Here is a 14443-nt window from a genome sequence, read left to right on the forward strand (position 1 = left end):
ACTTGGCTCTTAGAAGCCATGGGCATCCGGCGCACAACAGGGAGGCGGATCATGTTGGACGATCAGCGGTTGAGTCTCTACGTGCCGGAGCCGGCGGTACGGCCGGGAGACAAGCCTGATTTCTCGAACGTGCCGATCGCCAAGGCCGGCTCCGTGCCGCGGCCGGAAGTCGATGTGGATCCACGCGAGATTCGCGACCTCGCCTTCTCCATCATTCGCGTGCTGAACCGCGAGGGCGACGCGGTCGGGCCGTGGGCCGGCCTGCTTTCGGACGAGGAGCTGCTCGAAGGGCTGCGTCACATGATGACGCTGAGGACTTTCGACGCGCGCATGCTGATGGCGCAGCGCCAGGGCAAGACCTCCTTCTACATGCAGCATCTCGGCGAAGAGGCGGTGAGCTGCGCATTCCGCAAGGCGCTGGCGCCCGGCGACATGAATTTTCCGACCTATCGGCAAGCCGGCCTGCTGATCGCCGGCGGCTATCCCATGGTCACGATGATGAACCAGATCTATTCCAACGAGGCAGACCCGCTGAAGGGCCGCCAACTGCCGATCATGTATTCCTCGAAGGAGCACGGCTTCTTCTCGATCTCCGGCAATCTGGCGACGCAATATATCCAGGCGGTCGGCTGGGCCATGGCGTCGGCGATCTGCAACGACACGCGCATTGCGGTCGGCTGGATCGGTGACGGCTCGACGGCCGAATCCGACTTTCATGCGGCGCTCGTCTTCGCCTCTACCTACAAGGCGCCCGTTGTTCTGAACGTCGTCAACAACCAGTGGGCGATCTCGACATTTCAAGGCATTGCACGCGGTGGTGCGGGCACTTTCGCGGCGCGTGGGCTAGGCTTCGGCATTCCATCGCTGCGGGTCGACGGCAACGACTATCTTGCCGTGCATGCTGTTGCGAAATGGGCGGTGGAGCGCGCGCGCCGCAATCTCGGCCCGACACTGATCGAGCACGTGACCTATCGCGTCGGCGCGCATTCAACTTCAGACGATCCTTCCGCCTACAGGCCCAAGGCCGAATCCGATGCCTGGCCGCTCGGCGACCCGGTAATAAGGCTGAAAAACCACTTGATCGTGCGCGGCGTCTGGTCGGAGGAACGGCACAAGCAGGCCGAGGCCGAGATCCTCGACGCGGTCATCGCCGCGCAGAAAGAAGCCGAAAGCCATGGCACGCTGCATGCCGGTGGCAAGCCGTCGGCGCGCGACATGTTCGAGGGCGTTTACGCCGAGATGCCGCCGCATCTTCGGCGCCAGCGCCAGCAGGCAGGAGTCTGACCCATGCCGCGCAAGACCATGATAGAGGCGATCCGCGACGCCATGGACGTGATGATGGGGCGTGACGAGCGGGTCGTCGTGTTCGGCGAGGATGTCGGCTTCTTCGGCGGCGTTTTCCGCTGCACACAGGGCTTGCAGGCGAAATACGGCAAGAGCCGCTGCTTCGATGCTCCGATTTCCGAATCCGGCATCGTCGGCGCGGCGATCGGCATGGCCGCCTACGGGCTGCGCCCTTGCGTGGAGGTGCAGTTCGCCGACTATGTCTACCCGGCCTATGACCAGATCGTTTCGGAAGCAGCGCGCATCAGATACCGCTCGGCCGGCGATTTCACCTGTCCGATCGTAATCCGGATGCCGACAGGCGGAGGCATTTTCGGAGGCCAGACCCATAGCCAGAGCCCGGAAGCCCTGTTCACGCACGTTTCCGGTCTGAAGACCGTAGTTCCGTCCAATCCGCACGACGCCAAGGGCCTGCTGATCGCGGCGATCGAGGATCCCGATCCGGTCATCTTCCTGGAGCCGAAGCGGCTCTATAACGGACCTTTCGACGGCCACGCCGACCAGCCGGTGACGCCCTGGTCCAAGCATGAATTAGGCGAGGTCGAGGACGGCCACTTTTCGATCCCCCTCGGTAAGGCGGTGGTCCGCAGGCCCGGTGCCGCGGTGACAGTGCTCGCCTACGGAACCATGGTCTACGTCGCGCAGGCAGCGGCGGAGGATAAAGGCATCGATGCGGAGATCATCGACCTCAGGACGCTGCTGCCGCTCGACCTCGAGACGATCGTGGCCTCGGTGAAGAAGACGGGCCGTTGCGTGGTCGTGCACGAGGCGACGCTGTCGTCCGGATTCGGCGCCGAGCTCGCGGCGCTCGTCCAGGAGCATTGCTTCTACCATCTGGAAGCGCCGGTGACCCGGGTGACCGGCTGGGATACACCTTACCCGCATGCGCAGGAGTGGGAGTATTTTCCAGGGCCGGCGCGCGTCGGAAGGGCATTGGCCGAGATAATGGAGGGTTGAGATGGGGGAGCACGTCATCAAGCTTCCGGATGTCGGCGAAGGCGTCGCCGAGGCCGAGCTTGTCGAATGGCACGTGAAGGTCGGCGACCTTGTGCGCGAGGATGCCGTCCTTGCCGCAGTGATGACCGATAAGGCGACGGTCGAAATCCCGTCGCCGACTGACGGCGAGGTGCTGTGGCTCGGCGCCGAAATCGGCGAGACAGTTGCGGTTGGCTCGCCGATCGTGCGGCTGAAGGTGGCTGGTGAAGGCAATACTGCCGTGAAGGAGGCACCTGCCGAGGCCAAGCCCGCCAAGGGTGAAATGTCCAGGCAAAATGTCCCCGACTTGCGAGCCGAATCCGCCGGGAAGACCGCTTCCCTGGTTGAAGTTGAGCCTGAACCGGCACCTCTCGAGAGGCCTGTGCCGCGCCTGCCCGTCTCCGGGCCGGCACGCGATGCCGGCGAGCGGCCGCTGGCGGCGCCCGCGGTGCGGCTCCGCGCGAAGGAAGCCGGCGTCGATCTGCGCCAGGTCCCGGGCACGGGTCCCGCCGGGCGCATCACGCATGACGATATCGACGCCTTCCTCGCCCGCGGCCGGCAGGTTGCCAGGCCCACTGGCCTCGCGCCCAACACCGCCGTCGAGGACGTCAAGGTCGTTGGGTTGCGCCGCAAAATCGCGGAGAAGATGGCGCTGGCGAAATCGCGCATCCCGCACATTACCTATGTCGAGGAGGTGGATGTCACGGCGCTCGAGGATCTTAGGGCCGCGCTCAACAAGGAAAAGGCAGCCGGCCGGCCGAAGCTCACTCTGCTGCCATTCCTGATGCGGGCAATGGTCAGGGCGATTTCCGAGCAGCCGGCCCTGAATGCGATCTATGACGACGAGGCAGGGGTCATCCATCGTCATGGAGGCGTGCATATCGGGATCGCGACGCAGACGCAGTCGGGCCTGCTGGTGACGGTCGTGCACCATGCCGAGGCCCGCGACATCTGGGACTGCGCCGCCGAGGTCGCGCGGCTCAGCGAAGCCGCAAGGGACGGCACGGCGAAACGGGAGGAGCTATCCGGTTCGACCATCACCATCACCTCGCTCGGCGCAATGGGCGGGGTCGCGACGACGCCGGTCATCAACCATCCCGAGGTCGCGATCATCGGCGTGAACAAGATGATGGTGCGGCCGGTCTGGGACGGCACGCAGTTCATCCCGCGCAAGATGATGAATCTTTCATCGAGCTTCGATCATCGTGTGATCGACGGCTGGGACGCAGCGGTCTTCATCCAGCGCATAAAGGCCCTGCTCGAGACGCCGGCGCTGATCTTCGTCGAGGGCTGAGCGGATGAAAGAGATTTCCTGCAAGCTGCTCGTGGTCGGCGCCGGCCCCGGGGGCTATGTCTGCGCCATTCGCGCCGGTCAGCTCGGCATCGACACCGTGATCGTCGAGAGAGACAGGCCGGGCGGCACCTGCCTGACGGTCGGCTGCATCCCATCCAAGGCGCTGATCCATGCTGCGGACGAATTCGGCAAAGTGGTTCGCATGTCGGCCGGCAAGACGCCGCTCGGGATCTCTCTTGCCGACCCGAAGATCGACCTGAAGCGCACTGTCGCCTGGAAAGACAACATCGTCGGACGACTGACCAATGGCGTAACGAGCCTGTTCAAGAAGGCTGGCGTGAAGACGGTCTATGGTTGGGCAACATTTCGCGACGGCAAGACGATCGAGGTCGCGACTGAAACCGGCCTGCAGGTCATCCGGGCCGAGACGGTCGTGATTGCCACGGGCTCGGCCCCTGTCGAGCTGCCGTCGCTGCCCTTCGGCGGACCGGTGATCTCGTCCACCGATGCGCTGGCGCTGCAAGATGTGCCGGGAAGACTGGTGGTGATCGGCGCGGGCTATATCGGCCTTGAGCTTGGTACCGCTTTCGCCAAGCTTGGCGCCAAGGTGACGGTCGTCGAGGCATTGCCGCGCATTCTGCCGCTCTACGATGCCGAGCTGACGCGCCCGGTCGCCAAGCGCCTCGCAGGGCTCGGCGTCGAGGTGCTGACCGGAGCAAAAGCTGTCGGGCTCGGCCCGAAGATGGAGGTGGTTCGCGTCGAGACCGCCGATGGCAAGGAGGTGGCCCTGCCGGCGGACAAGGTGCTGGTGACGGTCGGTCGCAAGCCGCTTACCGAAGGCTGGGGTATCGAGGAACTGGTGCTCGACATGTCCGGCAAATTCATCCGCATCGACGAGCAGTGCCGGACCTCGATGCGCGGCGTCTTTGCGATCGGCGACGTGACCGGTGAGCCGATGCTCGCCCATCGCGCGATGGCGCAAGGGGAAATGGTTGCCGAGATCGTGGCCGGCCATCAGCGCAGCTGGGACAAGCGCTCGATCCCGGCCGTCTGCTTCACCGATCCGGAAGTCGTCTCTGCCGGACTGTCGCCGGAGCAAGCGCGGGCTCTCGGCCGTGAGGTGCTGACGGCGCTGTTTCCCTTCCAGGCCAATGGCCGGGCAATGACCATGCTCGCCGAAGAGGGGTTCATCCGCGTCACGGCGCGCGCCGACAATCACCTCGTGCTCGGCATCCAGGCGGTAGGGCAGGGGGTATCCGAATTCTCGGCCGCATTCTCGCTTGCCATCGAGATGGGCGCCCGGCTGGAGGACATCGCCGGCACGATCCACGCACACCCGACGCAGAGCGAGGCTTTCCACGAGGCTGCCATGCGGGCGCTGGGGCATGCGGTGCATATATGAGGGACTGGGCGTGGCAACGCAAATCGCAGAAGTTGGAGATCGGCGGCCGGGGAGGGGATATCCAAGGGCTGTAAGGTTGACCGTTGGCGCTGCCCCTCACCTGGCTGCCGCCATCCTCTCCCCGTAAACGGGGAGAGGCACGACTGCCATTTTGATTTCGCCAATAGCCGACGTTGCAGAATGAGCGCCTTCAATGCGGCCGGCGTCCTTCTCCCCGTTCTACGGGGAGAAGTGCCCGGCAGGGCGATGAGGGGCGGCGCCGACGGTCAATATCTTGCACTGCCGGGAGATGCCATCTTACCTCTCCCCCTGCTGCCCCCTGTCCACACTCGCGTACATGCCCGTCGTGCGAAACTCGGTCGGGCTCGCACCGAAAACGCGGCGGAAAACCTTGGCGAAATAGTTCGGGTCCTCGAAGCCCGACATGATCGCAACTTCCTTGACCGGCAGGCCGACGGCTCTGGTGAGCAGGCTGACGGCGCGCTGTAGCCGCTTCTGTAGAACGAATGCGGCCGGCGACATGCCTTCGCTGGCCGCGAACATCCGCGAGAAATGCGCGCGGCTGAGGCCGGCGACCTTGGCCAGTTCTTCGACCGGCAATGGACGCTCCAGATTGCCCACGATGTGATCGATCACGTGCTGCATCGTCCGATATTCCTGGCTGAGCACCGGATGCGAGCCGAACACGTCGTCATAGAGCGCCATCGCCGCTTCATAGGCGATGGCCGAGGCGCGGCCGGGCGTTTCGGCGCCGCCTGCCATCAGGCGCAGGCTGCAATCGGCGAGGTGCTCGATCGTGTGCGGCTGTAGCCTCAGAACAGGCCCGGCGACCGCCAGGATCGCTCGATGGATGCGTAGCGCCTCCTCGCCATTCATCGAGATCCAGAAGAATTCCCATCGTCCGCCCGGCTCGACCCAATAGCGATGATTGTGCGGCACCAGCACCAGCATGGTGTCGCCCTCTTGCAGCCGAAAGGTGCGGTTCTCGTAGCGCAGATTGCCGGCGCCCGAGATGGTGTGCTGGAGCACCGTGAAGGGCGTCTGCCCGCGCTTGCGCCCGTCCCAGTCGTAGCTGGGGTCGGTGCGGATCTCATGGCCGGTGCTGGTCGGCATGGTGTGCAGTCGCTGCCGCCCGCGGGGCAGCGAGACGGTCTTCATCACTTGGCCGCCTGCGATCAACCGCTTGAGCACAGAATTACCCGTCAAAGCATAATACCTCTCTAGTCGGGCGGAACATTCCACGCATAATGCCCCTCCGCAAGGTAGCAAGAGGCCGAAGATTAGGGCCATGGACCGGGAGATTGGATCAAGCGCCATGCCGAGCAGCTCAGCCGGCACGTGACCTGATTTTACCCGAACGCTGGAAGTCGGCAGGTATTCATCGAGAGGAGCGTATGGGCAGCTTCAAAATCGCGATCATTGGCGCCGGCAGTGTCGGCTTCACCAAGAAGCTCTTTACCGACATTCTCTGCGTGCCTGAATTCGCTGAAACGGAATTCGCGCTGACGGATACGAGCGAACACAATCTCGGCATGATCAAGACGATCCTCGATCGGATCGTCGAGGCGAACGGGCTGCCGACCAGGGTGACCGCCACGACGGACCGCCGCAAGGCCCTGGAAGGCGCCCGATACGTGATCAGCTGCGTGCGTGTCGGAGGCTTGGGCGCCTACGCCGACGACATCCGCATCCCGCTGAAATACGGCGTCGACCAGTGCGTCGGCGATACGATCTGCGCAGGCGGCATCCTTTATGGACAGCGCAACATTCCGGTCATCCTCGATTTCTGCAGGGATATTCGCGAGGTCGCGGAGACTGGCGCGAAGTTCCTGAACTACGCCAATCCGATGGCCATGAACACCTGGGCGGCGATCGAATACGGTAGGGTCGACACCGTCGGCCTCTGCCACGGCGTACAACACGGGGCGGAGCAGATCGCCGAAATCCTTGACGCGGGGCCTGGCGAGCTCGACTATGTCTGCTCCGGCATCAACCACCAGACATGGTTCATCGATGTTCGCGTAAAGGGGCGCAAGATCGGCAAGGACGAGCTGGTCGCGGCTTTCGAGGCCCACCCGGTCTATTCGAAGCAGGAGAAGCTCCGCATCGACGTCCTCAAGCGCTTTGGCGTCTACTCGACCGAAAGCAACGGGCATCTGTCCGAATACCTTCCCTGGTATCGCAAGCGGCCGGACGAGATTACCAGATGGATCGACATGTCGGACTGGATCCACGGCGAGACTGGCGGGTACCTGCGCTACTCGACCGAGACGCGGAACTGGTTCGAGACCGAGTTCCCTCAGTTCCTGGCGGATGCCGGTAAGCCAATCGATCCGGCTCGCCGTTCCAGCGAGCATGCGAGCCATATCCTCGAGGCGCTCGAGACCGGCCGCGTCTATCGCGGCCACTTCAATGTCAAGAACAAGGGCGTCATCACCAACCTGCCTGAGGACGCGATCATCGAGTCGCCGGGCTTCGTCGATCGCTTCGGCATCAACATGGTGGCGGGCATCACGCTGCCGGAAGCCTGCGCGGCGACCTGTATTTCTTCGATCAATGTCCAGCGCATGTCAGTCCACGCCGCGATCGCAGGCGATCTGGATCTCCTGAAGCTCGCGGTCCTGCATGACCCACTGGTCGGCGCGGTCTGCACGCCTGAGGAAGTCTGGCAGATGGTCGACGAGATGATCGTCGCCCAGGCTGAATGGCTGCCGCAATATGCACATGCGGTCGCAGGCGCGAAGGAAAGGCTAGCCGATCCCAAGGTCAAGACACGCGACTGGAAAGGCGTGGCACGCCGCGAGGTGCGCTCAATCGAAGAACTGCGCGCGGAAAAGGAGGCAAAGAAGCGTTTGGCCGGCTAAGCTGGCGCCGGGAGGGCGCATGCTTACGCCATCGATCCCATGCGACGCATGGCAATAGAGGAGGAGCGTCACCTCTGATGGGGGTGGCCGAACGAAAGGGAGAACGGAAAGATGACCAGTCACGGCCTCAGAGCCGCTGCTCTGCTTGTCGGCATTTCGGCGCTTGCTGCACAAGCCTTTGCGCAGGAGCCGACCACGCCGCCGGATCCGCCGAAGTTTCCGGCGCAGAGTCAGCCTGTCTTCGTGGGCATTTCAGATATCATGGAATACCGGGCGCTGCCGCAATATCAGGAGCCCGACTGGGTGACCGAGAAGTTCGTCAAGGCGGGCAAGCTGCCGCCCCTGTCAGAGCGTTTGCCCAAGGAGCCTCTGGTCTTCAAGTCGGGGAATATGCCCGATGGCGTCGGCGTCTATGGCGATGTCATGCGCCATGTGATCGGCGGGCGGCCGGAAGGTTGGAACTACATTGCCGGCCAGAGCCAGGGCTGGGGCGGCATCGACATCGGAATGATGGAGTGCCTGACCCGCCTCGGCCCGCTTTTCGAGGTCAAGGCCGACGAGCTCAAGCCGATGCCGAACCTTGCCAAGAGCTGGGAGTGGTCCAAGGATGGCCACCAGCTCATAATGCACTTGGTCGAGGGTGCGAAGTGGTCGGACGGCGTGCCGTTCACGTCCGAGGACGTGATGTTCTATTGGGACGACGCCGTGGTCGATCCGAATGTCTCGCCTCTCAACGGCGCCACGCCTGACACGTTCGGCGGCAAGGACACGAAGCTCGAGGCGCTCGACAAGTACACGATCCGCTGGACCTTCAAGGACGCCTTCCCAGAGCAGTTCCTTTACCAGATGGCATATGGGACCTTCTGCCCGGGGCCGGCGCATATGCTGAAGCCCAAGCATCCCAAGTACAACAAAGATATGACGTACGACCAGTTCAAGAACGCGTTCCCGCCGGAATATATGAACTGGCCGGTTATGGGCGCCTGGGTGCCGGTCGAATACCGGCCCGACGACATCATCGTGCTGCGCCGCAATCCCTATTATTGGAAGGTCGACGACAAGGGTAACCAGCTCCCTTATCTCAATGAGGTTCACTACAAGCTGTCGACCTGGGCCGACCGGGACGTGCAGGCCGTCGCCGGCACAGGCGACTTTTCCAACCTCGAGCAGCCGGAAAACTATGTCGAGTCGTTGAAGAAAGCGGCCGACCCGAATGCGCCGGCGAGGCTTGCCTTCGGCGCGCGCACGATCGGCTACACGCTCTATCCGAACCTTTCGGCCAATGGCTGGGGTAGCCCGGATAAGCGCGCCGAGGCGATACGGCAGCTCAACCGCAACCTCGACTTCCGCAAGGCAATTACTTACGCGCTCGACCGTCAGCGGCTGGGCGAGGCCTTGGTGAAGGGGCCGTTCACGGCGATCTATCCGGGCGGGCTCTACGCGGGCTCGGCTTACTACGACAAGGCTTCCACAGTGTATTATCCATACTCGGTGGAGACGGCGAAGGCCGAGTTGGAGAAAGCCGGCCTTAAAGACACGGACGGCAACGGCATCGTCAACTTTCCCGCCGACACGCCCGGCGTGGGTGGCCAGGATGTGCAGATCGTCCTCCTGATCAATGGCGATTACCAGACGGACAAGAGCCTTGCCGAGGGCATCATTGCCATGATGGAGCGTATCGGCCTGCGCGTGGTGCTGGACGTGCAGAATTCCAACACGGATCAGGCTCTCCTGCAGGGTGGCAAGTTCGATTGGGCCGTATGGCGTAACTCGGAGGAACTTGCGACTGCGCTCAAGTTCACCGAGCGGCTGGCGCCTATTGGTCCGCAATCGACCTGGACACGCCGCGCAGGCACCGACGGCACGCTCGACCTGCTTCCCTTCGAGGAAGACATGGTGAAGACCGTCAATGCCTTCACCGCGAGCAGGGACAGCAACGAGCGCAAGGAGCTGATGAAGAAGTACCAGAAGCTCTACACCGAGAACCTGTGGGGGATCGGCCTGACGCAGTATCCTGGCGCCCTCATCGTAAACAAGCGTTTCGCCAACATCCCTCTCGGCACTCCGATCTTCCTGTTCAACTGGGCCGAGGACTCGATCATCCGGGAGCGGGTCTATGTGCCGAAGGACAAGCAGAAGGATTACGAGCTCTTCGCCGAGACCTTGCCTGGCAAGCCTGGCGACAAAGGTCCGATGAAGTAAAAGTATGATAGGGGCGAGGGGGCTTCGGCTCCCTCGCGACAGCCGATCTCCCCTTTGAGACAGGGCTATAGCGTATGAAATCTGCATCGGGTGCGGCCGGCATCTCACCCCCACCCTGTATCCCTCCCCACAAGGGGGAGGGGGTCACCAGCGTTGCGCCTTTAACCACAACCTCGGAGGCTTGGCGCGAGACGGCAATGACGCAAAGTCCCCCTCCCCCTTGTGGGGAGGGGTTAGGGGTGGGGGTGCGACGCGCGGCGCCGCTGTCAGAATTTCTATATGCAATTGCCCTTCCTCTTGAGGGAGGTGCGCAGGGAAGCCGACCTGCCGGGCAGCATAATTCGACTCAGCCGCAAATCACGGGCGAGGAGAAAACATGCTGCGCTTCCTGATCACACGCATTCTCTCGGCGGTGCCAATTCTATTCGTGCTGAGCGTGGTGACGTTCGCGATCATCCAGGCGCCGCCGGGCGATTATGGCGACTACATCAAATCCCAGCTCATCAACCAGGGCGGAGCCAATATTGAGGTGGCCGAGGCCCAGGCAGAGGCCTGGCGCAAGCAGCAGGGCTTCGATGCGCCTATCCCGGTGCAATATTTCCGCTGGATCACCGGCATTCTGACACGTGGCGATTTCGGGCACAGCTTTTATTACAACAAGCCTGTCGCCGACGTCGTCGCCGAGCGCCTGCCGCGCACGATCCTGCTGGCGCTCACCTGCCACATACTGGCATCGGTCTTCGGAATTTCGCTCGGCATCATAGCCGCCACGCGTCAGTATAGCTGGGTGGATACGGCGCTTTCGTTCGTATCCTTCTTGGGCATGACGATCCCGCGATTTCTGCTGGCGTTGATCATCCTCTACATCCTCGCCTTCAGGCTGAACGTGCAGGAGCTCGGCGCCTTCTTCTCGCCGCGCTACGGCGGTGCGCCGTGGTCGTGGGACAAGTTCGTAGATCTCGTCAAACATGTCTGGCCGGTCGTGGCGATCGCCACCTTCGGCGGGCTCGCCTACAACATGCGCGTCATGCGCGCGAACCTCCTCGACACGCTGAACGCCCAGTATGTCGAGACGGCACGGGCGAAGGGCCTGTCGGCGGGCGCGGTCGTGCTGAAGCATGCGGTGCCCAATGCGCTGCACCCGCTGGTCGCCTACCAGGGTGTGGTGCTGCCCTATATGCTGACCGGCGAGATCGAGGTGGCTATCGTCTTCTCGCTCGCCACGGTCGGCCCGGCCATCGTCGGTTCGATGAACCGCGGGGATGTCTATGTTACTGCCACCTTCATGCTGGTGCTGGCCGCCACTCTCATCATAGGCAATATCATCGCCGACGTGCTGCTTGCGCTGCTTGACCCGCGCATCCGGCTCGGAGGGGCGAGCCGATGAGCGAGACCCTTCCCATCCCAACCGAGCAGACCGCGCCGGAAGCGCCAAAGGTCACCCGCTTGGGCCATGGCGAGGAGAGCTATTCGCGCCTGGTCTGGCGCCGTTTCCGCCGCTCGATCAGCGGCATGGTCGGGCTCGTACTGGTGGCGTTGCTGGTGATCGTGGCGGTGTTCGCCGATTTTTTTGCGCCCCTTGACCCGAAGGAGGCGGGACTTGCCTTTGCACCGCCGGACCACGTCAGCTTCTTCGCGCCCGACGGCAGCTTCTCGCTCATCCCCTATGCTTATCCGATCGGGGAGACCGGCGAATTTGATCCGGTCACGTTCCAGCCGATCACCGGGCCAGACCTGAACAATCCGATCCGGCTCGGCTTCTTTGCTGAGGGCAAGCCCTACCGGCTGTTCGGGCTCATACCCACCGGCTTGCGCTTCTTCGGCTCGCTCGAGGGCAAGCCGGTCCACTTCCTCGGCACCGACAAGTTCGGCCGCGACATCCTCTCGCGCGGCATCGTCGGCTCGCGCATCTCGCTGGCCATCGCCCTCGTCGTGGTCACCATCACGACAATGGTCGGCACGCTGGTCGGCATCACCTCAGGCTATCTCGGCGGACGAACGGACACATGGCTGCAGCGCTTCGTGGAACTGGTGCTGGCGTTTCCGCAGCTGCCGCTCTACCTGGCGCTCGCTTCGCTCATACCCGCGACCACGTCGTCGAACGTGTTCCTTGCCTTCGTGGTCATCGTGCTCGCCGCGCTGGGCTGGGCACAGCTTTCGCGCGAGGTGCGCGGCAAGACGCTGGCGCTTGCGCGTGTCGACTATGTCCGGGCTGCGATGGCCGTCGGGGCGAGCGACCGTCGCATCATCCTGCGCCACATCCTGCCAAATGTGCTGAGCCACGTAATCGTCGCCGTCACGCTCGCCATCCCGACGGTGGTGCTGCTGGAAAGCTTTCTAGGATTCCTGGGCTTTGCCGTGAAGCCGCCCCTCATCTCATGGGGCCTGATGCTGCAGGACACGTCGAACTTCTCGGTGATCGGCTCCTACCCCTGGATCCTGTCGCCAGTGGTTTTCGTGCTCGTGACCGTCTTCGCATTCAATGCGCTTGGCGACGGCCTGCGCGACGCCGTCGATCCGTATTGAGGGAAGCGATGCTCGACCGCACCAACGGCTTCGCTCCGCCCGAGCGGCACGATCTCGGCAAGCACGGTCGCAAGCTCATCCTCGACGCGCGCAACATCGCGGTCGACTTCAAGGTCGAGGGCGGGATCGTGAACGCTGTGCGCGACGTTTCTTTCCAGCTCCACAAGGGCGAGACCATTGCGCTGGTGGGCGAGAGCGGCTCAGGCAAATCCGTCACCGCGCGCACCGTGATGCGGCTCCTGTCGAGGCGGGCCACGATCAAGCCCGGCACCAGCATCAAGCTCGACGGCAAGGAGATCGTCTCGATGAGCGAGGGGGCAATGCGCAATCTGCGCGGAGCCAAGGTGTCCATGATCTTCCAGGAGCCGATGTCGTCGCTCAACCCGGTCTATACGATCGGCCAGCAGATTTGCGAGGCGCTGCATCTGCACAGCCGCATCTCTCGCCGCGCGGCGACGGAACGCGCGCGGCAGCTCCTCGAGGAAGTGCAGATTCCCGAGCCGGCGGCACGGCTCCGGCAATATCCGCATCAGCTTTCGGGCGGCCAGCGCCAGCGCGTGATGATCGCGATGGCACTCGCCAATCGGCCGGACATCCTGATCGCCGACGAGCCGACCACCGCGCTCGATGTCACCGTGCAGGCGCAGATCCTCAACCTCATCAAGGACCTGAAGGACAAATACGGCATGGCGGTGATCCTGATCACCCATGACCTGACGATCGTTCGCCAGTTCTCCGAATACGTCTATGTGATGCAGGACGGGGTGGTGCAGGAGCACAACGCGACGGAGGCGCTGTTCGCCAACCCGCAGCACCCCTACACCAGGCGCCTCCTCGCTTCGGAGCCGAAGGGCTCTGCGAAGCCCATTGCCGACAACAGCCCGATCATGGTCGAGGGCCGTAAGGTGAAGGTGGCCTACACCCTCAAGCGCGGCGGCTTCTTCAATCCGGACTATTTCGAGCTGACGGCCGTCGACAATCTCGATCTCAACGTCAAGCGGCATGAGACGCTTGGCCTTGTCGGCGAGAGCGGCTCCGGAAAGACCACCTTCGGCCAGGCGCTGCTCAGGCTCATCGACAATCAGGGTGGCGAGATTTTCTTCAACGGCGAAGCAATTCATGGCAAGGACCGCAAGGCTATGCAACCGCTGCGCTCGCGCATGCAGGTCGTGTTCCAGGACCCCTTCGCCTCGCTGAACCCGCGCATGTCGGTCCGCCAGATCATCGAAGAGGGCCTGATCGTCAACAATATCGGCGCGACCGCACGGGAACGCGTCGATCGCGTACGCCAGGCCCTGATCGACGCCGGCCTCCCCACAAATATCCTGTCGCGCTTTCCTCACGAGTTCTCCGGCGGGCAGCGCCAGCGCATCGCAATCGCAAGAGCGATCGCGCTCGAGCCGGAATTCATTCTGCTCGACGAACCCACCTCCGCGCTCGACCTGTCGGTCCAGGCGCAAATCATCGATCTCCTGCGCAAGCTGCAGGACGAGCGCGGGCTGAGCTACCTCTTCATTTCCCACGACCTGAAGGTGGTGCGGGCGCTCTGCCATCGCGTGATGGTGATGGAGCACGGCAGGATTGTCGAAGAGGGCCCGGTCTCGGAAGTCCTCTCCAATCCGCGGACCGCCTATACGCAGCGGCTCGTCAAGGCAGCGTTTGATATAGCTGCGTGAGCGGTGGGGTTACGACCGGATTATGCCGCCTCGTGGTAGTTGAGGATAGGTGGAATCGCCCTCTCCACAACGCTTCGCGTGGTCCCCCTTCCCCGTAAACGGGGAGGATCAACGCGCGGCCAGCCGCGGCCTTGGATCCTCCCTGGGAAGCGGTTACCTC

General features: G+C 63.3%; 10 protein-coding genes. 9 read left to right on the plus strand and 1 reads right to left on the minus strand.

From position 1 onward, the window contains the following. Positions 1–51: 51 nt before the first annotated feature. The 4 genes from SAZ10_RS24185 to lpdA are packed head-to-tail and all read left to right on the plus strand — an operon-like array spanning position 52 to position 5015. The gene (locus tag SAZ10_RS24185) at positions 52–1284 is read left to right on the plus strand and encodes a 3-methyl-2-oxobutanoate dehydrogenase (2-methylpropanoyl-transferring) subunit alpha (protein WP_318611950.1); all 1233 of its coding nucleotides are present in this window, start codon (positions 52–54) and stop codon (positions 1282–1284) included. A gap of 3 nt (positions 1285–1287) precedes the next feature. Further along, positions 1288–2301, plus strand: coding sequence for an alpha-ketoacid dehydrogenase subunit beta (locus tag SAZ10_RS24190; RefSeq protein WP_318611951.1), 1014 nt, complete (start codon positions 1288–1290; stop codon positions 2299–2301). A 1-nt stretch (position 2302) separates the two neighbouring features. Then, positions 2303–3613 (plus strand): dihydrolipoamide acetyltransferase family protein, encoded by a 1311-nt coding sequence (locus SAZ10_RS24195; protein ID WP_318611952.1) that lies wholly within the window; start codon positions 2303–2305, stop codon positions 3611–3613. Positions 3614–3617: 4 nt separating this feature from the next. Beyond that, the gene (lpdA, locus tag SAZ10_RS24200; RefSeq protein ID WP_318611953.1) at positions 3618–5015 is read left to right on the plus strand and encodes a dihydrolipoyl dehydrogenase; all 1398 of its coding nucleotides are present in this window, start codon (positions 3618–3620) and stop codon (positions 5013–5015) included. Between the two features lie 297 nt (positions 5016–5312). Here the strand turns inward: lpdA and SAZ10_RS24205 are convergent, their stop codons facing one another. Beyond that, entirely contained in the window at positions 5313–6173 is an 861-nt protein-coding gene (locus SAZ10_RS24205; protein WP_318611954.1) for an AraC family transcriptional regulator, read from the minus strand. Between the two features lie 236 nt (positions 6174–6409). Here SAZ10_RS24205 and SAZ10_RS24210 point away from each other — a divergent pair, with 236 nt between their 5' ends. The 5 genes from SAZ10_RS24210 (at position 6410) to SAZ10_RS24230 (ending at position 14283) form a co-directional block, all read left to right on the plus strand. Next, positions 6410–7879 (plus strand): alpha-glucosidase/alpha-galactosidase, encoded by a 1470-nt coding sequence (locus SAZ10_RS24210; RefSeq protein ID WP_318611955.1) that lies wholly within the window; start codon positions 6410–6412, stop codon positions 7877–7879. 111 nt (positions 7880–7990) lie between these two features. Next, a complete protein-coding gene (locus SAZ10_RS24215) occupies positions 7991–10081 on the plus strand; it encodes an ABC transporter substrate-binding protein (RefSeq protein ID WP_318611956.1) in 2091 nt (696 codons plus the stop codon). Between the two features lie 376 nt (positions 10082–10457). Next, complete coding sequence (locus SAZ10_RS24220; RefSeq protein WP_318611957.1) at positions 10458–11468, plus strand: ABC transporter permease; 1011 nt, start codon at positions 10458–10460, stop codon at positions 11466–11468. After that, positions 11465–12607, plus strand: a complete 1143-nt coding sequence (locus tag SAZ10_RS24225) for an ABC transporter permease (protein ID WP_412535290.1) — start codon at positions 11465–11467, stop codon at positions 12605–12607. The genes SAZ10_RS24220 and SAZ10_RS24225 overlap by 4 nt, the downstream gene beginning before the upstream one ends. Before the next feature lie 8 nt (positions 12608–12615). Next, positions 12616–14283 carry an ABC transporter ATP-binding protein gene (locus tag SAZ10_RS24230; protein WP_318611958.1) on the plus strand — a complete coding sequence of 556 codons (1668 nt, stop codon included), beginning with the start codon at positions 12616–12618 and terminating at the stop codon, positions 14281–14283. Positions 14284–14443 lie beyond the last annotated feature (160 nt).

This window comes from Mesorhizobium sp. BAC0120 (assembly GCF_033542235.1).
Taxonomy (GTDB): Bacteria; Pseudomonadota; Alphaproteobacteria; order Rhizobiales; family Rhizobiaceae; genus JAWRCU01.